At 54.4% G+C, this 20,615-nt stretch carries 34 protein-coding genes; all 34 read left to right on the top strand.

The genetic code is table 11. The features are described 5' to 3' along the window. Positions 1-106: 106 nt before the first annotated feature. Positions 107-478 (top strand): 30S ribosomal protein S12, encoded by a 372-nt coding sequence (rpsL, locus tag EJ576_RS18205; protein WP_002555494.1) that lies wholly within the window; start codon positions 107-109, stop codon positions 476-478. Positions 479-596: 118 nt separating this feature from the next. Continuing rightward, a complete protein-coding gene (gene rpsG, locus EJ576_RS18200) occupies positions 597-1,067 on the top strand; it encodes a 30S ribosomal protein S7 (protein ID WP_002555493.1) in 471 nt (156 codons plus the stop codon). A 30-nt stretch (positions 1,068-1,097) separates the two neighbouring features. Beyond that, positions 1,098-3,203, top strand: a complete 2,106-nt coding sequence (fusA, locus tag EJ576_RS18195; protein WP_010206921.1) for an elongation factor G — start codon at positions 1,098-1,100, stop codon at positions 3,201-3,203. 30 nt (positions 3,204-3,233) lie between these two features. Then, positions 3,234-4,427 (top strand): elongation factor Tu, encoded by a 1,194-nt coding sequence (tuf, locus tag EJ576_RS18190; RefSeq protein WP_003176426.1) that lies wholly within the window; start codon positions 3,234-3,236, stop codon positions 4,425-4,427. Positions 4,428-4,586: 159 nt separating this feature from the next. Next, positions 4,587-4,898 carry a 30S ribosomal protein S10 gene (gene rpsJ / locus EJ576_RS18185; RefSeq protein WP_003186070.1) on the top strand — a complete coding sequence of 104 codons (312 nt, stop codon included), beginning with the start codon at positions 4,587-4,589 and terminating at the stop codon, positions 4,896-4,898. An 81-nt stretch (positions 4,899-4,979) separates the two neighbouring features. Beyond that, entirely contained in the window at positions 4,980-5,615 is a 636-nt protein-coding gene (rplC, locus tag EJ576_RS18180) for a 50S ribosomal protein L3 (protein WP_003194649.1), read from the top strand. A gap of 12 nt (positions 5,616-5,627) precedes the next feature. Then, on the top strand, positions 5,628-6,230 hold the full coding sequence (rplD, locus tag EJ576_RS18175) for a 50S ribosomal protein L4 (RefSeq protein ID WP_003176424.1): 603 nt from the start codon (positions 5,628-5,630) through the stop codon (positions 6,228-6,230). Further along, entirely contained in the window at positions 6,227-6,526 is a 300-nt protein-coding gene (gene rplW, locus EJ576_RS18170; RefSeq protein ID WP_002555488.1) for a 50S ribosomal protein L23, read from the top strand. The genes rplD and rplW overlap by 4 nt, the downstream gene beginning before the upstream one ends. Positions 6,527-6,540: 14 nt before the next feature. Next, positions 6,541-7,365, top strand: a complete 825-nt coding sequence (rplB, locus tag EJ576_RS18165) for a 50S ribosomal protein L2 (RefSeq protein ID WP_003186055.1) — start codon at positions 6,541-6,543, stop codon at positions 7,363-7,365. 16 nt (positions 7,366-7,381) lie between these two features. Further along, a complete protein-coding gene (rpsS, locus tag EJ576_RS18160) occupies positions 7,382-7,657 on the top strand; it encodes a 30S ribosomal protein S19 (protein WP_003232420.1) in 276 nt (91 codons plus the stop codon). An 11-nt stretch (positions 7,658-7,668) separates the two neighbouring features. Then, positions 7,669-8,001, top strand: a complete 333-nt coding sequence (gene rplV, locus EJ576_RS18155; protein WP_003103908.1) for a 50S ribosomal protein L22 — start codon at positions 7,669-7,671, stop codon at positions 7,999-8,001. Between the two features lie 13 nt (positions 8,002-8,014). Then, positions 8,015-8,701, top strand: coding sequence for a 30S ribosomal protein S3 (gene rpsC / locus EJ576_RS18150; RefSeq protein ID WP_003176422.1), 687 nt, complete (start codon positions 8,015-8,017; stop codon positions 8,699-8,701). Positions 8,702-8,713: 12 nt separating this feature from the next. Next, entirely contained in the window at positions 8,714-9,127 is a 414-nt protein-coding gene (gene rplP / locus EJ576_RS18145) for a 50S ribosomal protein L16 (RefSeq protein WP_003176421.1), read from the top strand. After that, positions 9,127-9,318 (top strand): 50S ribosomal protein L29, encoded by a 192-nt coding sequence (gene rpmC, locus EJ576_RS18140; protein ID WP_002555481.1) that lies wholly within the window; start codon positions 9,127-9,129, stop codon positions 9,316-9,318. The genes rplP and rpmC overlap by 1 nt, the downstream gene beginning before the upstream one ends. Positions 9,319-9,320: 2 nt before the next feature. Continuing rightward, positions 9,321-9,587 (top strand): 30S ribosomal protein S17, encoded by a 267-nt coding sequence (gene rpsQ, locus EJ576_RS18135; RefSeq protein ID WP_003176419.1) that lies wholly within the window; start codon positions 9,321-9,323, stop codon positions 9,585-9,587. 23 nt (positions 9,588-9,610) lie between these two features. Beyond that, positions 9,611-9,979 carry a 50S ribosomal protein L14 gene (gene rplN, locus EJ576_RS18130; protein WP_002555479.1) on the top strand — a complete coding sequence of 123 codons (369 nt, stop codon included), beginning with the start codon at positions 9,611-9,613 and terminating at the stop codon, positions 9,977-9,979. Positions 9,980-9,990: 11 nt separating this feature from the next. Next, on the top strand, positions 9,991-10,305 hold the full coding sequence (gene rplX, locus EJ576_RS18125; protein ID WP_003176416.1) for a 50S ribosomal protein L24: 315 nt from the start codon (positions 9,991-9,993) through the stop codon (positions 10,303-10,305). Positions 10,306-10,327: 22 nt separating this feature from the next. Beyond that, positions 10,328-10,867: a 50S ribosomal protein L5 gene (rplE, locus tag EJ576_RS18120; RefSeq protein WP_003194642.1), complete on the top strand. Its 540-nt coding sequence runs from the start codon at positions 10,328-10,330 to the stop codon at positions 10,865-10,867. A 13-nt stretch (positions 10,868-10,880) separates the two neighbouring features. Then, positions 10,881-11,186, top strand: a complete 306-nt coding sequence (gene rpsN, locus EJ576_RS18115) for a 30S ribosomal protein S14 (RefSeq protein WP_003176414.1) — start codon at positions 10,881-10,883, stop codon at positions 11,184-11,186. Between the two features lie 206 nt (positions 11,187-11,392). Further along, positions 11,393-11,785 carry a 30S ribosomal protein S8 gene (rpsH, locus tag EJ576_RS18110; RefSeq protein ID WP_010206883.1) on the top strand — a complete coding sequence of 131 codons (393 nt, stop codon included), beginning with the start codon at positions 11,393-11,395 and terminating at the stop codon, positions 11,783-11,785. 12 nt (positions 11,786-11,797) lie between these two features. After that, complete coding sequence (gene rplF, locus EJ576_RS18105) at positions 11,798-12,331, top strand: 50S ribosomal protein L6 (RefSeq protein ID WP_003194640.1); 534 nt, start codon at positions 11,798-11,800, stop codon at positions 12,329-12,331. A gap of 10 nt (positions 12,332-12,341) precedes the next feature. Next, positions 12,342-12,692, top strand: coding sequence for a 50S ribosomal protein L18 (gene rplR, locus EJ576_RS18100; protein ID WP_003186037.1), 351 nt, complete (start codon positions 12,342-12,344; stop codon positions 12,690-12,692). A gap of 3 nt (positions 12,693-12,695) precedes the next feature. Then, complete coding sequence (gene rpsE, locus EJ576_RS18095) at positions 12,696-13,196, top strand: 30S ribosomal protein S5 (protein WP_003176409.1); 501 nt, start codon at positions 12,696-12,698, stop codon at positions 13,194-13,196. Positions 13,197-13,198: 2 nt separating this feature from the next. Further along, positions 13,199-13,375, top strand: a complete 177-nt coding sequence (gene rpmD / locus EJ576_RS18090) for a 50S ribosomal protein L30 (RefSeq protein ID WP_003186033.1) — start codon at positions 13,199-13,201, stop codon at positions 13,373-13,375. A 3-nt stretch (positions 13,376-13,378) separates the two neighbouring features. After that, positions 13,379-13,816: a 50S ribosomal protein L15 gene (gene rplO, locus EJ576_RS18085; protein ID WP_003176407.1), complete on the top strand. Its 438-nt coding sequence runs from the start codon at positions 13,379-13,381 to the stop codon at positions 13,814-13,816. Further along, positions 13,817-15,145, top strand: a complete 1,329-nt coding sequence (gene secY / locus EJ576_RS18080) for a preprotein translocase subunit SecY (protein ID WP_003194637.1) — start codon at positions 13,817-13,819, stop codon at positions 15,143-15,145. A 28-nt stretch (positions 15,146-15,173) separates the two neighbouring features. Continuing rightward, complete coding sequence (rpmJ, locus tag EJ576_RS18075) at positions 15,174-15,290, top strand: 50S ribosomal protein L36 (RefSeq protein WP_002555468.1); 117 nt, start codon at positions 15,174-15,176, stop codon at positions 15,288-15,290. Between the two features lie 129 nt (positions 15,291-15,419). Then, positions 15,420-15,776 (top strand): 30S ribosomal protein S13, encoded by a 357-nt coding sequence (gene rpsM / locus EJ576_RS18070; RefSeq protein WP_003194635.1) that lies wholly within the window; start codon positions 15,420-15,422, stop codon positions 15,774-15,776. Positions 15,777-15,806: 30 nt separating this feature from the next. Further along, the gene (rpsK, locus tag EJ576_RS18065) at positions 15,807-16,196 is read left to right on the top strand and encodes a 30S ribosomal protein S11 (RefSeq protein ID WP_002555466.1); all 390 of its coding nucleotides are present in this window, start codon (positions 15,807-15,809) and stop codon (positions 16,194-16,196) included. 18 nt (positions 16,197-16,214) lie between these two features. After that, on the top strand, positions 16,215-16,835 hold the full coding sequence (gene rpsD / locus EJ576_RS18060) for a 30S ribosomal protein S4 (RefSeq protein WP_003176404.1): 621 nt from the start codon (positions 16,215-16,217) through the stop codon (positions 16,833-16,835). Positions 16,836-16,857: 22 nt separating this feature from the next. Further along, positions 16,858-17,859 carry a DNA-directed RNA polymerase subunit alpha gene (gene rpoA / locus EJ576_RS18055; protein ID WP_003176403.1) on the top strand — a complete coding sequence of 334 codons (1,002 nt, stop codon included), beginning with the start codon at positions 16,858-16,860 and terminating at the stop codon, positions 17,857-17,859. A gap of 41 nt (positions 17,860-17,900) precedes the next feature. Further along, positions 17,901-18,287, top strand: a complete 387-nt coding sequence (gene rplQ / locus EJ576_RS18050; RefSeq protein ID WP_003176402.1) for a 50S ribosomal protein L17 — start codon at positions 17,901-17,903, stop codon at positions 18,285-18,287. Positions 18,288-18,525: 238 nt separating this feature from the next. Further along, a complete protein-coding gene (locus tag EJ576_RS18045; RefSeq protein WP_123475821.1) occupies positions 18,526-19,974 on the top strand; it encodes a catalase in 1,449 nt (482 codons plus the stop codon). A gap of 155 nt (positions 19,975-20,129) precedes the next feature. Beyond that, positions 20,130-20,594 carry a bacterioferritin gene (gene bfr, locus EJ576_RS18040; RefSeq protein ID WP_003176400.1) on the top strand — a complete coding sequence of 155 codons (465 nt, stop codon included), beginning with the start codon at positions 20,130-20,132 and terminating at the stop codon, positions 20,592-20,594. Positions 20,595-20,615: the final 21 nt, after the last annotated feature.

The raw sequence follows: 20,615 nt of genomic DNA, 5'->3' as shown, positions 1-20,615 counted from the left end.
GATCCTCTTTAGACTCTTGTACCCCTAAATTTGGCGGGAATTCGTTCCTGCCATTTTGCTTTTCTTGCAAGACAATAGCGTCGCAAGACAACAGTGGAGCTAGTAGATGGCAACTATCAACCAGCTGGTACGTCAGCCGCGTAAGCGTATCGTCGAGAAATCCGACGTGCCTGCGCTGCAGAACTGCCCGCAACGTCGTGGCGTATGCACCCGTGTGTATACCACCACGCCGAAAAAACCTAACTCGGCACTGCGTAAAGTATGCCGTGTGCGCCTGACCAACGGTTTCGAGGTTTCCTCGTACATCGGTGGTGAAGGTCACAACCTGCAAGAGCACAGCGTGGTACTGATCCGCGGCGGTCGTGTAAAAGACTTGCCAGGTGTTCGTTACCACACCGTACGCGGCTCCTTGGATACTTCCGGCGTTAAAGGTCGTAACCAGGGTCGTTCGAAGTACGGTACCAAGAAGCCTAAGTAGTAGCGGCTTTTTGTAAAACTGAATCATCTTATTTTCTGAGTCGATAAGAGTAAGGTCGGAGGCGTCCCGTAAGGGCACCGATTCCGAACGAACCTGAAGACCGTTTGAGGGCTTATCCATGCCAAGAAGACGCGTAGCAGCCAAGCGCGAAGTGCTTGACGATCCAAAATACGGAAGCCAAATCCTGGCCAAGTTCATGAACCACGTGATGGAAAGCGGCAAGAAAGCCGTTGCCGAGCGTATCGTTTATGGCGCGCTGGAAAAGGTTAAAGAACGCAAGAACAGCGACCCCCTGGAAATCTTCGAGAAAGCTCTCGACGCCATCGCTCCGCTGGTCGAAGTGAAGTCGCGCCGTGTAGGCGGTGCTACTTACCAGGTTCCGGTCGAAGTTCGCCCGTCCCGTCGTAACGCTCTGGCAATGCGCTGGTTGGTAGACTTCGCCCGTAAGCGCGGCGAGAAGTCTATGGCTCTGCGTTTGGCCGGCGAGCTGTTGGACGCTGCTGAAGGTAAAGGTGCTGCTGTTAAGAAGCGTGAAGACGTGCACCGTATGGCTGAAGCTAACAAAGCTTTCTCGCACTACCGCTTCTAATCTTAGCTTCACTAATTTTGCGAGGGCTTTATGGCTCGTACTACTCCGATTAGCCGCTACCGTAACATCGGTATCGTTGCTCACGTGGATGCTGGTAAAACCACCACCACCGAGCGCGTACTGTTTTACACCGGCAAAAGTCACAAAATGGGCGAGGTGCATGACGGCGCCGCGACCACAGACTGGATGGTTCAGGAGCAGGAGCGTGGTATTACCATTACTTCTGCTGCTATTACCGCCTTCTGGAAAGGTTCCGAGAAGCAGTACAAAGACGAGCATCGCTTCAACGTAATCGATACCCCAGGCCACGTAGACTTCACCATTGAAGTTGAACGTTCCCTGCGCGTACTCGACGGCGCTGTCGTTGTGTTCTGCGGTACCTCGGGTGTTGAGCCTCAGTCGGAAACCGTATGGCGTCAAGCCAACAAGTACGGCGTTCCACGTCTTGTTTACGTAAACAAGATGGACCGTGCTGGTGCCAACTTCCTGCGCGTGATCGGTCAGATCAAGCAGCGTCTGGGTCACACCCCGGTGCCAATTCAATTGGCTATCGGTTCCGAGGACAACTTCCAGGGTCAGATCGATCTGATCAATATGGAAGCTGTTTACTGGAATGATTCCGACAAAGGTATGGTTCCTGTTCGTAAGCCTATCCCTGCAGAGTTGCAGGAACTGGCTGACGAGTGGCGCAACAACATGGTTGAGGCTGCTGCCGAAGCCAGCGAAGAGCTGATGAACAAGTACCTCGAAGGTGAAGAACTCACCAACGTGGAAATCAAGGCTGCTCTGCGTCAGCGTACTATTGCTGGTGAGATCGTCTTGGCTGTTTGCGGTTCTTCCTTCAAGAACAAGGGTGTTCCCCTGGTTCTCGACGCCGTTATCGACTACCTGCCGGCTCCAACCGACATTCCTGCTATCAAGGGTACCAACCCTGATAACGAGGAAGAAGAGATGGAGCGTCACGCCGATGACAGCGAGCCGTTCTCGGCTCTGGCGTTCAAGATCGCAACTGACCCATTCGTGGGTACTTTGACCTTCGTCCGCGTTTACTCGGGCGTGTTGGCCTCCGGCGACGGCGTGATCAACTCGGTTAAAGGCAAGAAAGAGCGCGTGGGTCGTATGGTGCAAATGCACGCAAACGCCCGTGAAGAGATCAAGGAAGTGCGCGCTGGTGACATCGCGGCCCTGATCGGCATGAAGGACGTCACCACTGGTGAGACTTTGTGCGACGCTGCCAAGCCAATCATCCTGGTTCGTATGGACTTCCCGGAGCCGGTTATTTCGGTTGCCGTAGAGCCTAAGACCAAGGATGACCAGGAAAAAATGGGTATCGCTCTGGGCAAGCTTGCTCAGGAAGATCCATCTTTCCGCGTCAAGACTGATGAAGAGACTGGTCAAACGATCATCTCCGGCATGGGCGAGCTGCACCTGGACATCCTGGTTGACCGGATGCGCCGTGAGTTCAACGTCGAAGCCAACATCGGTAAGCCTCAGGTTTCCTATCGTGAGCGCATCACGAAGAACTGTGAAATCGAAGGCAAGTTCGTTCGTCAGTCCGGCGGTCGTGGTCAGTTCGGTCACTGCTGGATCCGTTTTGCTCCTGCTGACGAAGGTCAGGAAGGTCTGCAATTCGTGAACGAAGTAGTGGGTGGTGTTGTTCCTAAGGAATACATCCCTGCTATCCAGAAGGGTATCGAAGAGCAGATGAAGAACGGTGTTGTTGCCGGCTATCCGCTGATCGGCCTGAAAGCAACCGTTTTTGACGGTTCTTACCACGACGTCGACTCCAACGAGATGGCGTTTAAGGTGGCTGCTTCCATGGCAACCAAGCAACTGGCCCAGAAGGGCGGTGGTGAGTTGCTTGAGCCAATCATGGCGGTAGAAGTTGTTACACCTGAAGACTATATGGGTGATGTCATGGGCGACCTTAACCGTCGTCGCGGCATGATCTTGGGTATGGAAGACACGGTTTCCGGCAAAGTGATTCGCGCCGAGGTTCCGCTGGGTGAGATGTTCGGTTATGCGACCGACGTTCGCTCCATGTCCCAGGGTCGCGCAAGCTACTCTATGGAATTCAAAAAATACAACACAGCTCCGGCGCACATCGCTGAAACTGTATCCAAAAAACAAGGCTGATTCAGTCCTTTAGGCAAGGAGTTAATTGTCGTGGCTAAAGAAAAATTTGATCGTTCCCTACCGCACGTCAACGTTGGCACCATCGGTCACGTTGACCACGGTAAAACCACTCTGACTGCTGCTCTGACTCGCGTTTGCTCCGAAGTTTTCGGTTCCGCAATCGTTGATTTCGATAAAATCGACAGCGCGCCAGAAGAGAAAGCTCGTGGTATCACCATCAACACCGCGCACGTTGAATACAACTCGCTGATCCGTCACTACGCTCACGTTGACTGCCCAGGTCACGCTGACTATGTGAAGAACATGATCACCGGTGCTGCTCAAATGGACGGCGCTATCCTGGTTTGCTCGGCCGCTGATGGTCCGATGCCACAAACCCGTGAGCACATCCTGCTGTCCCGTCAGGTAGGCGTTCCGTACATCGTGGTTTACCTGAACAAGGCTGACCTGGTAGACGACGCTGAGCTGCTGGAACTGGTTGAGATGGAAGTGCGCGATCTGCTGAGCACTTACGACTTCCCAGGCGACGACACTCCGATCATCATCGGTTCTGCTCGTATGGCTCTGGAAGGCAAAGACGACAACGAAATGGGCACCACGTCCGTTCGTAAACTGGTTGAGACTCTGGACAGCTACATCCCAGATCCAGTCCGTGTTATCGACAAGCCGTTCCTGATGCCAATCGAAGACGTATTCTCGATCTCCGGTCGCGGTACTGTTGTAACTGGTCGTATCGAGCGCGGTATCGTTAAGGTTCAAGATCCACTGGAAATCGTTGGTCTGCGTGACACTACCGTCACCACCTGCACCGGTGTTGAAATGTTCCGTAAACTGCTCGACGAAGGTCGTGCTGGCGAGAACTGCGGCGTTCTGCTGCGTGGTACCAAGCGTGACGACGTTGAGCGTGGCCAGGTTCTGGTTAAGCCAGGTTCGGTTAAGCCGCACACCAAGTTCGAAGCTGAAGTGTACGTGCTGAGCAAAGAAGAGGGCGGTCGTCACACTCCGTTCTTCAAAGGCTACCGTCCACAGTTCTACTTCCGTACTACCGACGTAACTGGTAACTGCGAACTGCCGGAAGGCGTAGAAATGGTAATGCCAGGCGACAACATCAAAATGGTTGTCACCCTGATCAAAACCATCGCTATGGAAGACGGTCTGCGTTTCGCAATCCGTGAAGGCGGCCGTACCGTTGGTGCTGGCGTTGTAGCTAAAATCATCGAGTAATTATCTCTTCTGAGATAGCTCTGATGTTTTGAAAAGGCCCCCGCTCAGCGGGGGCCTTTTTTATTGGGTTGACACCTATCAGGGCCGTCTATAGAATTGCGCCTCCTTTTAACGGGCGTATTGCGCTCGCTGGGAATAGCAGCCGGAGTCTGAAATCCAATGCAAAATCAGCAAATCCGTATCAGGTTGAAGGCTTTTGACCATCGCCTGATCGACCAATCCACCCAGGAAATCGTGGAAACCGCGAAACGTACTGGTGCACAAGTGCGTGGTCCAATTCCACTGCCTACCCGTAAAGAGCGGTTCACCGTTCTGGTCTCCCCGCACGTCAACAAAGACGCGCGTGACCAGTACGAGATCCGTACTCATAAGCGCGTACTGGACATCGTCCAGCCAACGGATAAAACCGTTGATGCACTTATGAAGCTCGATCTGGCGGCCGGTGTGGAAGTACAGATCAGCCTCGGCTAAGACTTGGGTCTTAGTCGTGTAACGCTCTGAAATGGGCGGCCATAGCGGGTGAAAGCCCCGTACACTCATGAGGTTTACAACATGACTATTGGTGTAGTCGGTCGTAAATGCGGTATGACCCGTATTTTCACCGAAGAAGGTGTCTCCATTCCGGTCACGGTCATTGAGATCGAGCCGAATCGCGTCACCCAGTTCAAAACTGAAGAGACCGATGGCTATCGTGCAGTGCAAGTCACTGTCGGCGAGCGTCGTGCTTCGCGCGTGACTGCTGCTCAAGCAGGTCACTTCGCTAAAGCGAACGTTGCAGCTGGTCGCACTGTTATGGAGTTCCGTCTCGAAGACGGCGACTACCAGGCTGGCGATCTGATCAACGCTGAAATCTTCGCTGCTGGTCAACTGGTTGATGTAACCGGTCAGTCCAAAGGTAAAGGCTTCCAGGGTACGATCAAGCGTTGGAATTTCCGTGGCCAAGACAACACTCACGGTAACTCCGTTTCCCACCGCGTCCCGGGCTCTATTGGCCAGTGCCAGACTCCTGGTCGTGTATTCAAGGGCAAAAAAATGTCCGGTCATATGGGCGCTGAGCGCGTGACCGTGCAGTCCCTCGAAGTAGTGCGCGTCGACGCTGAACGCAATCTGTTGTTGGTCAAGGGTGCTGTTCCTGGCGCTACTGGCGGCAACCTGGTTGTACGTCCGGCGGCCAAGGCTCGCGGTTAAGGGGAAGCTGACATGCAATTAAATGTAAATGACGCTCAAGCGATCGAAGTTTCCGAACTGACGTTTGGCGGCGAGTTCAACGAGACGCTGGTTCACCAAGCAGTCGTGGCCTACATGGCCGGCGGCCGTCAAGGTAGCAAGCAGCAAAAGACCCGTTCCGACGTTCGTGGTGGCGGTAAGCGCCCTTGGCGTCAGAAAGGTACTGGCCGTGCTCGTGCCGGTACTATCCGTAGCCCAATCTGGCGTGGCGGTGGTACCACTTTCGCAGCTCGTCCGCAGGATCACTCGCAGAAGCTCAACAAGAAGATGTATCGCGCAGCTCTGCGCTCCATCCTTGCTGAACTCGTGCGTACTGACCGTCTGGTCGTGGTTCAGGACTTCGCTGTTGAAAGCCCGAAAACCAAAGATCTGCTGGGCAAACTGAACAACATGAGCCTGACCGACGTTTTGATCGTGTCGGAAGCTGTTGATCAGAACCTGTACCTGGCTGCTCGCAACCTGCCACACGTTGATGTACGTGACGTGCAAGGTTCCGATCCAGTTAGTCTGATCGCATACGACAAGGTGTTGATCACCGTGTCGGCCGTGAAGAAATTCGAGGAGCTGCTGGGATGAACCAGGAACGCGTATTTAAAGTTCTGCTTGGCCCGCACGTTTCCGAAAAGGCTACGGTTCTGGCTGACAAGAAAGGCCAGTTCGTTTTCAAGGTTGCAACTGACGCAACCAAGCTGGAAATCAAGAAGGCCGTCGAAAGCCTGTTCAGCGTGAAAGTAGAGCGTGTTACTACCCTGAATGTTCTGGGTAAGAGCAAGCGCACTGCTCGCGGTCTGGGCAAGCGTAATGACTGGAAGAAGGCAGTTATCTCCCTTCAGCCAGGCCAAGATCTCGATTTCAGCAGCAGTGCTGAGTAAGGAAGGGGTGCATCATGGCAATCGTTAAATGCAAACCGACTTCCCCTGGCCGCCGTTTTGTGGTCAAGGTGGTCAACCAGGAGCTGCATAAAGGCGCTCCTCACGCACCGCTGCTCGAGAAAAAATCGAAGTCTGGTGGTCGTAACAACAATGGTCGTATTACCACTCGTCACATCGGTGGTGGCCATAAGCAGCATTATCGTCTGGTCGATTTCCGTCGCAACGACAAAGATGGCATCGCTGCCACTGTCGAGCGTATCGAATACGATCCAAACCGTACTGCTCACATCGCTCTGCTGCTGTACGCAGATGGCGAGCGTCGCTACATCATCGCCCCTAAAGGCGTGAGCGCTGGCGACCAGCTGATCGCAGGTGCTTTGGCACCGATCAAGCCGGGCAACGCTCTGCAACTGCGCAACATTCCAGTTGGTAGCACCGTACACGGCATCGAATTGAAGCCAGGTAAAGGCGCGCAAATCGCTCGTTCCGCTGGTGCTTCGGCTCAGCTGATCGCTCGTGAAGGTGTCTACGTGACCCTGCGTCTGCGTTCTGGTGAGATGCGTAAAGTGCTGGCTGAATGCCGCGCGACCCTGGGCGAAGTCTCGAACTCCGAGCACAGCCTGCGTTCGCTGGGTAAAGCTGGTGCCAAACGCTGGCGTGGCGTTCGCCCAACCGTTCGTGGTGTTGCCATGAACCCGGTTGACCACCCACACGGTGGTGGTGAAGGTCGTACCTCTGGTGGTCGTCATCCGGTATCGCCATGGGGCTTCCCGACTAAGGGCGCGAAGACTCGTGGTAATAAGCGTACCGACAAAATGATCGTCCGTCGTCGCAAGTAAATAGAGGGATACGACAGTGCCACGTTCTCTGAAAAAAGGTCCTTTTATTGATCTTCACCTACTGAAGAAGATCGAAGTGGCGGCGGAAAAGAACGATCGCAAACCAGTTAAGACCTGGTCGCGTCGTTCGATGATCCTGCCACAAATGGTCGGTCTGACCATCGCTGTACACAACGGTCGCTTGCACGTCCCAGTTCTCGTGAACGAAGACATGGTCGGCCACAAACTAGGCGAGTTTGCCGGTACCCGCACTTATCGTGGGCACGTGGCAGACAAGAAAGCCAAGCGTTAAGGGGTTAGGAAATGGAAGTAGCCGCTAAGTTGTCGGGCGCTCGAATCTCCGCCCAGAAAGCCCGCTTGGTCGCCGACCAGATCCGCGGGAAGAAGGTGGGCGAAGCGCTCAACCTGTTGGCTTTCAGCAGTAAGAAAGCCGCCGAGATCATGAAGAAAGTGCTGGAGTCGGCCGTAGCCAACGCCGAGCATAACGAAGGCGCAGACGTTGATGACCTGAAGGTCAGCACCGTTTTCGTCAACGAAGGGCGTTCGCTGAAGCGCATCATGCCACGTGCCAAAGGCCGTGCTGATCGCATCGTCAAGCGGTCTTGCCATATCACTGTCAAGGTTGCTGACAAGTAACGGAGTCGAAGAGATGGGTCAGAAAGTACATCCCATTGGCATTCGCCTGGGAATCGTCAAGGAGCACACCTCCGTCTGGTACGCAGACGGTCGGACTTATGCGGACTATTTGTTCGCTGATCTGAAGGTGCGTGAGTATCTCCAAGACAAACTAAAAAGCGCGTCCGTAAGCCGTATCGATATCCATCGTCCGGCCCAAACTGCACGTATCACCATCCACACCGCTCGTCCAGGTATCGTTATCGGGAAGAAAGGTGAAGATGTTGAGAAACTGCGTCAGGACCTGACCAAGCAAATGGGTGTGCCTGTGCACATCAATATCGAAGAGATCCGCAAGCCGGAACTCGACGGTATGCTGGTTGCGCAGAGCGTAGCTCAGCAGCTGGAGCGTCGCGTAATGTTCCGTCGCGCTATGAAGCGCGCTGTACAGAACGCCATGCGCATTGGTGCCAAAGGCATCAAAATCCAAGTGAGCGGTCGTCTCGGCGGTGCTGAAATCGCACGTACTGAATGGTATCGCGAAGGTCGTGTGCCACTGCACACCCTGCGTGCCGACATCGACTATGCCAACTACGAAGCTCACACCACTTACGGTGTGATCGGTGTAAAGGTTTGGATCTTCAAAGGCGAAGTAATTGGTGGTCGCCAAGAAGAACTGAAACCACAAGCACCAGCGCCTCGTAAAAAAGCTGCTAAGTAAGGGGTACGCCAAATGTTGCAACCTAAGCGTACGAAGTTCCGCAAGCAGATGACAGGCCACAACCGTGGTCTGGCTCAGCGCGGTAGCAAAGTCAGCTTCGGCGAGTTCGCGCTGAAGTCTGTAGCTCGTGGTCGTCTCACCGCTCGTCAGATCGAGTCAGCGCGTCGTGCTCTGACCCGTCACGTAAAACGTGGCGGCAAGATCTGGATCCGTGTATTCCCGGACAAGCCGATCTCCAAAAAACCTCTCGAGGTTCGGATGGGTAAAGGTAAGGGTAACGTGGAATACTGGGTAGCCCAGATTCAGCCAGGCAAAGTCCTGTATGAAATCGAGGGTGTTTCTGAAGAGCTGGCGCGTGAGGCTTTCGCCCTGGCTGCTGCAAAGCTGCCGCTCGCCACCTCCTTTGTTAAACGGACGGTGATGTGATGAAAGCGAATGAACTTCGTGAAAAATCCGCACAGCAGCTGAACGAGCAACTGCTCGGCCTGCTGCGCGACCAGTTCAATCTGCGTATGCAGAAAGCAACTGGCCAGTTGGGGCAGTCTCATCTGCTCTCGCAAGTTAAGCGTGACATCGCTCGCGTGAAGACTGTGCTCAACCAGCAGGCAGGTAAGTGATCATGGCTGAAGCCGAAAAGACTGTCCGTACGCTGACTGGCCGTGTTGTCAGCGACAAGATGGACAAAACCATCACCGTTCTGATCGAGCGTCGCGTTAAGCACCCGATCTACGGTAAATATGTTAAGCGTTCGACTAAGCTGCACGCGCACGACGAAACCAATCAGTGCCACATCGGCGACAAAGTCACTATTCGTGAAACTCGTCCGCTGGCCAAGACCAAGTCTTGGGCACTGGTTGATGTTCTCGAACGCGCTGTGGAAGTCTAAGGACTAGGGGTCGGAGAAATTATATGATTCAGACTCAATCCATGCTCGATGTGGCCGATAACAGCGGCGCTCGCCGCGTTATGTGCATCAAGGTGCTGGGTGGCTCCCATCGTCGTTACGCTGGTATCGGTGACATCATCAAAGTTACCGTGAAGGAAGCAATTCCTCGCGGTAAAGTGAAAAAAGGCCAAGTGATGACTGCTGTTGTAGTCCGCACTCGTCACGGCGTACGTCGTGCTGATGGCTCCATTATCCGCTTTGATGGCAACGCTGCTGTTCTTCTGAACAACAAGCAAGAGCCGATCGGCACCCGTATCTTTGGGCCAGTGACCCGTGAACTTCGTACTGAGAAGTTCATGAAGATCGTCTCGCTCGCCCCAGAAGTGCTGTAAGGAGATCCGACATGCAAAAGATTCGTCGTGACGACGAGATCATCGTGATCGCCGGCAAAGACAAAGGTAAGCGCGGTAAGGTGCTTAAGGTTCTCGCTAATAACCGTCTGGTTATCGGTGGTCTGAACCTGGTCAAGCGTCATACCAAGCCTAACCCGATGTCGGGCGTGCAGGGCGGTATCGTCGAGAAAGAAGCTCCGCTGGATGCTTCTAACGTCGCCATCTTCAACGGCGAAACCAACAAGGCTGACCGCGTTGGTTTCAAAGTAGAAGACGGTAAGAAAATTCGTGTCTTCAAGTCGACCCAAAAAGCGGTTGATGCTTGAACACTGCTAGGTAGATTAGACCATGGCACGACTACAAGAGATTTACCGGAAGGAAATCGCCCCTAAGCTTAAGGAAGAACTTAAGCTTGGGAACGTGATGGAAGTTCCGCGCGTTACCAAAATCACCCTGAACATGGGTCTGGGCGAAGCGATCGGCGACAAAAAAGTCATCGAGCACGCTGTTGCTGACCTTGAAAAGATCACCGGCCAGAAAGTCGTTGTGACCTACGCTCGGAAATCCATCGCTGGCTTTAAGGTCCGTGAAGGTTGGCCGATCGGCGTCAAAGTGACCCTGCGCCGTGAGCGTATGTACGAGTTCCTGGATCGTCTGCTGTCGATCTCCCTGCCTCGGGTTCGCGACTTCCGCGGCCTGAATGCCAAGTCCTTCGATGGTCGTGGTAACTACAGCATGGGCGTGAAAGAGCAGATCATCTTCCCGGAAATCGACTACGACAAGATCGATGCTCTCCGCGGTCTGGACATCACCCTGACCACCACTGCCAAGAACGATGATGAAGGTCGCGCCCTGTTGCGTGCTTTCAAATTCCCGTTCCGCAACTGATTGGAGTAGGACCATGGCCAAGATGAGCATGAAAAACCGCGAGCTGAAGCGTCAGCTCACGGTTGCCAAGTACGCCAAGAAGCGTGCAGCACTGAAAGCAATCATCGTTGATCTGAACGCAAGTCCAGAAGCACGTTGGGAAGCTACAGTTGCCCTGCAGAAGCAGCCACGTGACGCAAGCGCTTCGCGCATGCGTAACCGCTGCCGCCTGACCGGTCGTCCACACGGCGTTTACCGCAAGTTCGGCCTCGGCCGTAACAAACTGCGTGAAGCGGCAATGCGTGGTGACGTACCAGGTCTGGTTAAAGCCAGCTGGTAAGTGCTTTCAACGTCCAGGTGCTCAATATCGCAAGATACTGACCACCGGTGACCTTGAATCTGGAACAAGCCCCTTTTGGGGCTTGTTTCATTTCCGGAGTGTGTCTAAAATACGCGGCTCGCCTGAGCCCGTGTTTTTTACCCGGAGATTCTCGGCGACATATGTAGCCGCAAGGCTAATTTTTTTGTATTAGGAGCGTCTAGCCCATGAGTATGCAGGACCCGTTAGCGGACATGCTAACTCGTATCCGTAATGCCCAGATGGCTGAAAAGTCCGTCGTAAGCATGCCATCTTCCAAGTTGAAGGTAGCTGTTGCCAAAGTCCTGAAAGACGAAGGCTACATTGCGGGTTATCAGATCAGCAGCGATGTAAAAGCACTGCTGTCCATCGAGCTGAAGTACTTCGAAGGCCGTTCGGTCATCGAGGAAGTGAAGCGCGTTAGCCGTCCAGGCCTGCGTCAGTACAAGTCCGCTGAAGATCTGCCGAAAGTTCGTGGCGGTCTGGGCGTGTCTATCGTCTCCACCAACAAAGGTGTGATGACGGATCGTGCTGCGCGCGCTGCCGGTGTCGGCGGCGAAGTTCTTTGCACTGTGTTCTAAGGGGGGATAAGCATGTCTCGCGTCGCTAAGAACCCCGTTAAGCTGCCAGCCGGTGTCGAAGTCAAATTCGCAGGCCAACAGCTTTCGGTGAAGGGTGCCAAGGGTACTCTTGAACTGAACATCCATTCGTCCGTTGAGATCGTTGAAGAAGCTGGTGAGCTGCGTTTCGCTGCTCGCAATGGCGATCAACAAACTCGCGCAATGGCCGGTACCACGCGTGCGTTGGTAAACAACATGGTCCAAGGCGTAAGCCAAGGCTTCGAGCGTAAGCTCCAGCTGGTCGGTGTTGGTTACAAAGCGCAAGCAAAAGGCACGGTTTTGAACCTGGCCCTTGGCTTCTCGCACCCTGTGGATTACGAACTGCCAGCGGGCATCACTGCTGAGACCCCTAGCCAGACCGATATCCTGATCAAGGGCATCGATAAGCAGCTAGTAGGTCAAGTGGCCGCTGAGATCCGCGACTTCCGTCCACCAGAGCCGTACAAAGGCAAAGGTGTGCGCTACGCGGACGAAGTCGTCCGTCGTAAAGAAGCCAAGAAGAAGTAGGGCATAGCAAATGACCGACAAAAAAGTTACTCGACTGCGTCGCGCTCGCAAAGCACGCCTGAAAATGCACGAACTCGAAGTCGTGCGTCTCTGCGTGTTCCGCTCGTCGCAGCACATCTACGCCCAGGTCATCTCGGCCGACGGCAACAAAGTCCTGGCAAGCGCCTCGACTTTGGATAAAGAACTGCGTGATGGTGCCACTGGCAACATCGACGCGGCCACAAAGGTTGGCCAGCTGGTCGCTACGCGTGCTAAGGCCGCTGGCGTCTCGCAAGTGGCTTTCGACCGCTCTGGCTTCAAGTACCACGGTCGCGTGAAAGCGCTGGCTGATGCTGCTCGTGAAGCTGGGCTGGAGTTCTAAGTTATGTCAAATAACGACCAAAAGCGCGACGAAGGCTACATTGAGAAGCTGGTTCAAGTTAACCGCGTAGCCAAAACCGTTAAAGGCGGCCGTATCTTCACCTTCACCGCGTTGACCGTGGTAGGTGATGGTAAAGGCCGTGTTGGCTTCGGCCGTGGCAAGTCACGTGAAGTGCCTGCTGCGATCCAGAAGGCAATGGAAGCTGCTCGTCGCAACATGATCCAAGTTGATCTGAACGGCACCACTCTGCAGTACGCAATGAAGTCCGCCCATGGCGCTTCGAAGGTGTACATGCAGCCTGCTTCTGAAGGTACCGGTATCATCGCTGGCGGCGCTATGCGTGCTGTCCTCGAAGTTGCTGGCGTTCAGAACGTTCTGGCCAAGTGCTATGGCTCGACTAACCCGGTAAACGTGGTTCACGCCACTTTCAAAGGTTTGAAAGCTATGCAATCTCCTGAGTCCATCGCTGCCAAGCGTGGTCTGACTGTCAAGGAGATCTTCTGATCATGGCTACCGTTAAAGTAACGCTGATCAAAAGCATGACCGGCCGCATCCCTAACCACAAACTGTGTGTTAAAGGTCTGGGTCTGCGTCGCATCGGTCACACTGTAGAAGTCCTGGATACTCCCGAGAATCGCGGGATGATCAACAAGGCTTACTACATGCTGCGTGTAGAGGGTTAATCGATGAAACTCAATGATCTGAGTCCAGCGCCGGGTTCCCGTCGCGAAAAGCATCGTCCGGGCCGTGGTATCGGTAGCGGTTTGGGTAAGACTGGTGGCCGTGGCCACAAAGGTCAAACCTCCCGCTCCGGTGGCACCATCGCTCCAGGCTTTGAAGGCGGTCAACAGCCGCTGCATCGTCGCCTGCCTAAGTTCGGTTTCGTATCCCTGAAGGCCATGGACCGCGCAGAAGTGCGTCTGTCCGAGCTGGCTAAAGTGGAAGGCGACATCGTTACTGTGCAGACCCTGAAAGATGCCAACGTGATCAACGTCAACGTACAGCGTGTGAAAATCATGCTGTCCGGTGAAGTGACTCGCGCTGTCACTATCGGCAAGGGAATCGGCGCCACCAAAGGTGCGCGTTCGGCTATCGAAGCAGCTGGCGGCAAGTTCGAGGAATAAATGGCTAAGCAAGGTGCTCTCTCAGCGCTCGGCAAAGGCGGTATGTCTGAACTTTGGGCTCGTCTGCGTTTTCTGTTCCTGGCGATTATCGTCTACCGAATAGGCGCACACATCCCGGTTCCAGGTATCAATCCGGACCGACTCGCAGACCTGTTTCGACAGAATGAGGGGACCATTCTTAGCTTGTTCAACATGTTTTCCGGCGGCGCGCTGGAGCGGATGAGCATCTTTGCACTGGGGATCATGCCGTACATTTCGGCATCGATCATCATGCAACTGATGACCGCCGTCAGCCCGCAGCTGGAGCAGTTGAAGAAGGAAGGTGAAGCTGGCCGTCGCAAGATTAGCCAGTACACCCGCTACGGCACTGTCGTCCTCGCCCTGGTTCAAGCTATCGGCATGTCCGTTGGCCTGGCAGGGCAGGGCGTTGCGTTCACTGGTGACTTTGGCTTCCATTTCGTCGCGGTATCCACATTTGTGGCTGGTGCGATGTTTATGATGTGGCTGGGTGAGCAGATTACTGAGCGTGGTGTTGGCAACGGTATCTCGATGTTGATTTTCGCAGGTATCGTCGCCGGTCTTCCGAGAGCGATCGGGCAGTCTTTCGAGTCTGCACGTCAGGGTGATATCAATATTTTCGCCCTGGTTGCCATCGGTTTGCTGGCAGTAGCGATTATCGGTTTTGTGGTGTTCATTGAGCGTGGCCAGCGTCGTATTGCTGTTCACTACGCCAAGCGTCAGCAGGGCCGTAAGGTTTTTGCTGCGCAGACCAGCCACTTGCCGCTGAAAGTGAATATGGCCGGTGTTATTCCGGCAATTTTCGCGAGCAGCATTTTGCTGTTTCCGGCTTCGTTGGGTACCTGGTTTGGTCAGTCCGAAAACATGGGCTGGCTGCAGGACCTCTCTCAGTCGATCGCTCCTGGTCAGCCGTTGAATATTCTGCTGTTTAGTGCAGGGATTATTTTCTTCTGCTTCTTCTATACGGCGTTGATGTTCAATCCGAAAGACGTAGCGGAAAACCTGAAGAAGTCCGGTGCCTTTATTCCGGGCATCCGTCCAGGTGAGCAGTCTGCACGCTACATTGATGGCGTTCTGACTCGTTTGACCCTGTTCGGTGCTCTATATATGACGGCCGTGTGCTTGTTGCCCCAGTTCCTGGTGGTTGCAGCAAACGTTCCGTTCTACCTTGGCGGGACCTCGTTGCTGATCGTGGTCGTGGTTGTGATGGACTTCATGTCCCAAGTACAATCGCACCTCGTTTCGCACCAGTACGAATCCCTGATGAAGAAAGCCAACCTGAAGGGCTACGGCAGCGGCATGTTGCGCTGAGTACCCCATAAGGTTCGAGGAGTTGGTGATGAAAGTTCGTGCATCGGTGAAAAAGCTGTGCCGTAACTGCAAGATTATTCGCCGCGAAGGTGTTGTTCGAGTAATTTGCAGCGCGGAACCGCGTCACAAACAGCGCCAAGGCTGAGTGTGATCCGCTTGAAGCCCGGCAGCTAGTGCGCTGCCGGGTTGATTATTTGTTATTACAGCGATATTATCTCGCGCCCTATTTCTTGGCTTCCGGGGCGTAGGTAGCTGTCAATTGGAGTCCCACTGAATGGCCCGTATTGCAGGCGTTAACATTCCAGATAACAAGCACACTGTTATCTCGCTGACCTACATCTATGGTGTTGGTCGCACTACTGCGCAGAAAATTTGCGCAGTTGCTGGGGTAAACCCAGCCGCTAAGATCAAGGATCTGAGCGACGAGCAGATTGAACAGCTGCGTGGCGAAGTGGCGAAGTTCACCACTGAAGGTGACCTGCGTCGCGAAATCAACATGAAAATCAAGCGTTTGATGGACCTCGGTTGCTATCGCGGTCTGCGTCATCGTCGTGGTCTTCCAGTACGCGGTCAGCGTACCAAGACTAACGCGCGTACCCGTAAAGGTCCGCGTAAGCCGATCCGCAAGTAATCGCCCCAGCGAATCGACAGGAAAATTATCATGGCAAAACCTGCTGCTCGTCCTCGTAAAAAAGTTAAAAAGACAGTGGTTGATGGCATCGCCCACATCCATGCTTCTTTTAACAACACAATCGTGACCATCACCGACCGTCAAGGTAACGCGCTTTCTTGGGCTACCTCCGGTGGTTCGGGTTTCCGCGGTTCCCGCAAGTCCACCCCGTTTGCTGCTCAAGTAGCTGCTGAACGTGCTGGTCAAGCTGCGCTGGAATATGGCCTGAAAAACCTCGACGTTAACGTCAAGGGTCCAGGTCCAGGTCGTGAGTCTGCTGTTCGTGCTTTGAACGGCTGTGGCTATAAGATCGCCAGCATCACCGACGTGACGCCAATCCCGCACAACGGGTGCCGTCCGCCGAAGAAGCGCCGCGTGTAATCCAGGAGATTGTAAAGAATGGCTCGTTACATTGGTCCAAAATGCAAACTCGCTCGTCGCGAAGGCACCGATCTCTTCCTGAAGAGCGGCGTGCGCGCGATCGAATCGAAGTGCAACATTGAAGCAGCACCTGGTATCCACGGCCAACGCCGCGGTCGCCAGTCCGATTACGGCACCCAACTGCGTGAAAAGCAGAAGGTCCGTCGTATCTACGGCGTTCTCGAGCGTCAGTTCAGCGGCTACTACAAAGAAGCTGCTGGCAAGAAAGGTGCAACCGGTGAAAACCTGCTGCAACTGCTCGAATGCCGTCTGGACAACGTTGTATACCGTATGGGCTTTGGTTCGACTCGTGCCGAATCCCGTCAGCTGGTATCGCACAAGTCGATCAGCGTTAACGGTCAGACCGTAAACGTTCCGTCCTACCAGGTTCGTGCTGGTGACGTGGTCGCAGTTCGCGAGAAAGCAAAAAACCAACTTCGCATTGTCCAAGCTCTCGATCTGTGTGCCCAACGTGGCCGCGTAGAATGGGTAGAAGTAGACACTGAGAAGAAGTCGGGCGTTTTCAAGAACGTTCCTGCTCGCAGTGATCTGTCCGCCGACATCAACGAAAGCCTGATTGTCGAGCTCTACTCCAAGTAAGGGCTAGAAAATAGGTGCATCCATGCAGATTTCGGTAAATGAGTTCCTGACACCCCGCCACATTGATGTGCAGGTTGTCAGTCCAACCCGCGCCAAAATTACTCTCGAGCCTCTCGAGCGTGGTTTTGGCCACACCCTGGGCAACGCGCTGCGCCGCATCCTGTTGTCCTCAATGCCCGGCTGTGCAGTAGTCGAGGCCGAGATTGACGGTGTGCTCCACGAGTACAGCGCCATCGAAGGTGTACAGGAAGACGTAATTGAAATCCTGTTGAACCTTAAAGGTCTGGCTATCAAGCTGCACGGCCGTGACGAAGTTACGCTGACCTTGTCGAAGAAGGGTTCGGGGGTGGTTACCGCTGCCGATATTCAGCTGGATCATGATGTCGAGATCGTTAACCCCGATCACGTAATCGCTAACCTGGCGTCTAACGGCGCCCTGAACATGAAGCTCACCGTAGCTCGTGGTCGTGGTTATGAACCGGCCGACTCGCGTCAGAGCGATGAAGATGAAAGCCGCAGCATTGGTCGCTTGCAGCTTGACTCTTCGTTCAGCCCGGTTCGCCGTATCGCATACGTGGTGGAAAACGCCCGTGTCGAGCAGCGTACTAACCTGGACAAGCTGGTTATTGATCTGGAAACCAACGGTACTCTGGATCCTGAAGAGGCTATCCGCCGCGCTGCAACCATCCTGCAACAGCAGTTGGCTGCGTTCGTCGACCTCAAAGGTGACAGCGAACCAGTGGTAATCGAGCAGGAAGACGAGATCGATCCGATCCTGCTTCGCCCGGTTGACGATCTGGAACTGACTGTACGTTCGGCTAACTGCCTTAAGGCGGAAAACATTTACTACATCGGCGACCTGATTCAGCGTACCGAAGTAGAACTGTTGAAGACTCCGAACCTGGGCAAGAAATCCTTGACTGAAATCAAGGACGTTCTGGCCTCCCGCGGTCTGTCCCTCGGCATGCGCCTCGACAACTGGCCGCCTGCAAGTCTTAAGAAGGACGACAAGGCGACTGCCTGATCGTCGTAATCACCGAACGTGAGTTTGGTAAGGAATGAACCATGCGTCATCGTAAAAGTGGTCGTCACCTGAGCCGTACCAGCTCGCACCGCAAGGCCATGTTCCAAAACATGGCGGTGTCGCTGTTCGAGCACGAGCTGATTAAAACTACACTGCCGAAAGCTAAAGAACTGCGTCGCGTTGCTGAGCCGCTGATCACTTTGGCCAAGACAGACAGCCTGGCTAACCGCCGTCTGGCTTTCGACCGTACTCGTTCGAAAGCTATCGTTGGTAAGCTCTTCAACGACCTGGGCAAGCGTTACGCTACCCGTGAGGGTGGCTACCTGCGCATCCTCAAGTGCGGTTTCCGCGCTGGCGACAACGCGCCTATGGCGTACGTCGAGTTGGTTGATCGTGCTACTGCCGGCGAAGCTGTAAGCGCCGAGTAAGACGACAAGCTGTATCGAAGAACCGGGCCTAGTGCCCGGTTTTTTGTGCGCGTAATAAAAGCGCGATTTGTACAAGCGCCCACGGGTTGTGGTCGGCACTATGAAAGTCGGGGAGTCTGGTAGTTATTCTCTATCGACGCCTACAATTTAATGAATTTGTAGGCGTCATATTGATGATCAATACTTCCTCCAAGCCGATTAGCCGGCAGTTTCAAGTCCGACCTGAGGGAAATTGAGCATGAGTCAGAATAAAGTCCTTACCACCGCCAGCGGCGCTCCCGTTGCGGATAACCAGAATTCCCGCTCCGCTGGCCCGCGTGGCCCGCTGCTGCTCGACGATTTTCATCTGATCGAGAAGCTCGCCCACTTCAACCGTGAAAACATTCCTGAGCGCCGTGTACACGCCAAGGGCTCGGGCGCCTATGGCACCTTCACCGTTACCCAAGACATTACGCAGTACACCAGCGCCAAGCTGTTCGAGTCCGTTGGCAAGCAAACCCCTACTTTCCTGCGGTTTTCCACCGTTGGTGGTGAGCGAGGTTCGGCTGATACCGAGCGCGACCCACGTGGTTTTGCCTTGAAGTTCTACACCGAAGAAGGCAACTGGGACATCGTGGGTAACAACACCCCTGTGTTCTTCATTCGCGATCCTTTGAAGTTCCCGGATTTCATCCACACACAGAAACGCTTGCCGCAAAGCAATCTGAAAAGCGCGCAAATGATGTGGGATTTCTGGTCGCACTCCCCCGAGGCGCTGCACCAGGTCACTATCCTGTTCTCGGACCGTGGCATCCCTGACGGCTACCGTCACATGCACGGCTTCGGCAGTCACACCTACAGCCTGATCAACGCCAAGGGTGAGCGTCACTGGGTCAAGTGGCACTACAAGACCAAGCAGGGCATCAAGAACCTGGCGCCGGCTGAAGCTGCTCGCTTGGCTGGTACTGACCCTGATTACGCCCAGCGTGATCTGTTTGGCGCGATCGAGCGCGGTGATTTCCCGAAATGGCGCGTATGCATCCAGATCATGACCGAGGCCCAGGCCAACGCTCATTACGAGAACCCTTTCGATGTGACCAAAACCTGGTCGCAGAAGGAATTCCCGTTGATCGAAGTCGGCGAGTTGGAACTGAACCGCAATCCGCAGAACTACTTCGCTGAAGTGGAGCAAGCTGCATTCGGCCCAAGCAACATGGTTCCTGGTGTTGGTCTGTCGCCAGACCGCATGCTTCAAGGTCGTGTGTTCGCTTACGCTGATGCGCATCGCTATCGTGTTGGCACTAATCACCAGCAACTGCCGGTGAATGCGCCGCGTAACCAGGTGAATAGCTACCAGCGCGATGGTTCGATGGCCTTCGGCAGCAACGGCGGCGCAGCGCCTAACTACGAGCCAAACAGCTACGCCGATGCACCAAAGCAAGCCCCCCAGTATGCGGAGCCTGCATTGGCCCTGAGTGGCGCGGCTGACCGTTACGATCACCGTGAAGACACGGATTACTACAGCCACGCCGGTGCGCTGTTCCGCTTGATGAACGATGAGCAGAAGGCCTTGCTCACCAACAACATTGCCGGCGCGATGGGTGGCGTTTCCAGTGATGTGGTTCAGCGCCAACTGCAGCACTTCTACAAGGCCGATCCGGCTTATGGAGAAGCAATCGCAAAGGCGTTGGGTGTATCGCTTAACTGACTCTAAACGATAAGCAGAACCGCCCTCATTTGGGCGGTTTTTGCGTTATTTCAGCTACTTTTCTCCGAAAAACATCACTTTTCTGCCGTTGATCCCGTGACCTTCAAGTCATCATGGTTCAAACTACAGACTTTCAAGCAGGGAGATGTAGGGCGATGCAAGGTCACCCCGACGTAATCGATTACCTCAACACGTTGCTGACGGGCGAACTGGCTGCTCGTGACCAATATTTCATCCATTCGCGCATGTACGAAGACTGGGGCTTTACCGAGCTCTACGAACGTATCAACCACGAGATGGAAGAAGAGGCACAGCACGCCGACGCACTGATGCGCCGTATCCTCATGCTCGAAGGCACGCCGCGTATGCGTCCTGATGATCTGGATGTGGGTACTACGGTGCCTGACATGCTCGCTGCTGACCTGCGCCTCGAGTACAAGGTCCGTGCCGCGCTCTGCAAAGGCATCGAGCTCTGTGAGCAGCACAACGACTATGTCACCCGGGAAATCCTGCGGGTACAGTTGAATGACACCGAAGAAGATCACACCTACTGGCTCGAAAAGCAGTTGGGCCTGATCAAGCTGATTGGCCTGGAGAATTACCTGCAATCGCAGTTCTGATGCCCGGCTACAAAAAAGCCC

Origin of the sequence: Pseudomonas sp. C 49-2, assembly GCF_003970195.1 — a bacterium.
In the GTDB taxonomy this organism is placed as follows: Bacteria; Pseudomonadota; Gammaproteobacteria; order Pseudomonadales; family Pseudomonadaceae; genus Aquipseudomonas; species Aquipseudomonas canadensis.
Note: the sequence above shows the minus strand (reverse complement) of the source record. Positions and strands in the feature narration are given on the sequence as shown.

Coding starts and splice junctions, on each gene's coding strand:
- rpsL (WP_002555494.1), top strand. CDS start 107: ATGGCAACTATCAACCAGCTGGTACGTCAGCCGCGTAAGCGTATCGTC.
- rpsG (WP_002555493.1), top strand. CDS start 597: ATGCCAAGAAGACGCGTAGCAGCCAAGCGCGAAGTGCTTGACGATCCA.
- fusA (WP_010206921.1), top strand. CDS start 1,098: ATGGCTCGTACTACTCCGATTAGCCGCTACCGTAACATCGGTATCGTT.
- rpsJ (WP_003186070.1), top strand. CDS start 4,587: ATGCAAAATCAGCAAATCCGTATCAGGTTGAAGGCTTTTGACCATCGC.
- rplC (WP_003194649.1), top strand. CDS start 4,980: ATGACTATTGGTGTAGTCGGTCGTAAATGCGGTATGACCCGTATTTTC.
- rplD (WP_003176424.1), top strand. CDS start 5,628: ATGCAATTAAATGTAAATGACGCTCAAGCGATCGAAGTTTCCGAACTG.
- rplW (WP_002555488.1), top strand. CDS start 6,227: ATGAACCAGGAACGCGTATTTAAAGTTCTGCTTGGCCCGCACGTTTCC.
- rplB (WP_003186055.1), top strand. CDS start 6,541: ATGGCAATCGTTAAATGCAAACCGACTTCCCCTGGCCGCCGTTTTGTG.
- rplV (WP_003103908.1), top strand. CDS start 7,669: ATGGAAGTAGCCGCTAAGTTGTCGGGCGCTCGAATCTCCGCCCAGAAA.
- rpsC (WP_003176422.1), top strand. CDS start 8,015: ATGGGTCAGAAAGTACATCCCATTGGCATTCGCCTGGGAATCGTCAAG.
- rplP (WP_003176421.1), top strand. CDS start 8,714: ATGTTGCAACCTAAGCGTACGAAGTTCCGCAAGCAGATGACAGGCCAC.
- rpmC (WP_002555481.1), top strand. CDS start 9,127: ATGAAAGCGAATGAACTTCGTGAAAAATCCGCACAGCAGCTGAACGAG.
- rpsQ (WP_003176419.1), top strand. CDS start 9,321: ATGGCTGAAGCCGAAAAGACTGTCCGTACGCTGACTGGCCGTGTTGTC.
- rplN (WP_002555479.1), top strand. CDS start 9,611: ATGATTCAGACTCAATCCATGCTCGATGTGGCCGATAACAGCGGCGCT.
- rplX (WP_003176416.1), top strand. CDS start 9,991: ATGCAAAAGATTCGTCGTGACGACGAGATCATCGTGATCGCCGGCAAA.
- rplE (WP_003194642.1), top strand. CDS start 10,328: ATGGCACGACTACAAGAGATTTACCGGAAGGAAATCGCCCCTAAGCTT.
- rpsN (WP_003176414.1), top strand. CDS start 10,881: ATGGCCAAGATGAGCATGAAAAACCGCGAGCTGAAGCGTCAGCTCACG.
- rpsH (WP_010206883.1), top strand. CDS start 11,393: ATGAGTATGCAGGACCCGTTAGCGGACATGCTAACTCGTATCCGTAAT.
- rplF (WP_003194640.1), top strand. CDS start 11,798: ATGTCTCGCGTCGCTAAGAACCCCGTTAAGCTGCCAGCCGGTGTCGAA.
- rplR (WP_003186037.1), top strand. CDS start 12,342: ATGACCGACAAAAAAGTTACTCGACTGCGTCGCGCTCGCAAAGCACGC.
- rpsE (WP_003176409.1), top strand. CDS start 12,696: ATGTCAAATAACGACCAAAAGCGCGACGAAGGCTACATTGAGAAGCTG.
- rpmD (WP_003186033.1), top strand. CDS start 13,199: ATGGCTACCGTTAAAGTAACGCTGATCAAAAGCATGACCGGCCGCATC.
- rplO (WP_003176407.1), top strand. CDS start 13,379: ATGAAACTCAATGATCTGAGTCCAGCGCCGGGTTCCCGTCGCGAAAAG.
- secY (WP_003194637.1), top strand. CDS start 13,817: ATGGCTAAGCAAGGTGCTCTCTCAGCGCTCGGCAAAGGCGGTATGTCT.
- rpmJ (WP_002555468.1), top strand. CDS start 15,174: ATGAAAGTTCGTGCATCGGTGAAAAAGCTGTGCCGTAACTGCAAGATT.
- rpsM (WP_003194635.1), top strand. CDS start 15,420: ATGGCCCGTATTGCAGGCGTTAACATTCCAGATAACAAGCACACTGTT.
- rpsK (WP_002555466.1), top strand. CDS start 15,807: ATGGCAAAACCTGCTGCTCGTCCTCGTAAAAAAGTTAAAAAGACAGTG.
- rpsD (WP_003176404.1), top strand. CDS start 16,215: ATGGCTCGTTACATTGGTCCAAAATGCAAACTCGCTCGTCGCGAAGGC.
- rpoA (WP_003176403.1), top strand. CDS start 16,858: ATGCAGATTTCGGTAAATGAGTTCCTGACACCCCGCCACATTGATGTG.
- rplQ (WP_003176402.1), top strand. CDS start 17,901: ATGCGTCATCGTAAAAGTGGTCGTCACCTGAGCCGTACCAGCTCGCAC.
- EJ576_RS18045 (WP_123475821.1), top strand. CDS start 18,526: ATGAGTCAGAATAAAGTCCTTACCACCGCCAGCGGCGCTCCCGTTGCG.
- bfr (WP_003176400.1), top strand. CDS start 20,130: ATGCAAGGTCACCCCGACGTAATCGATTACCTCAACACGTTGCTGACG.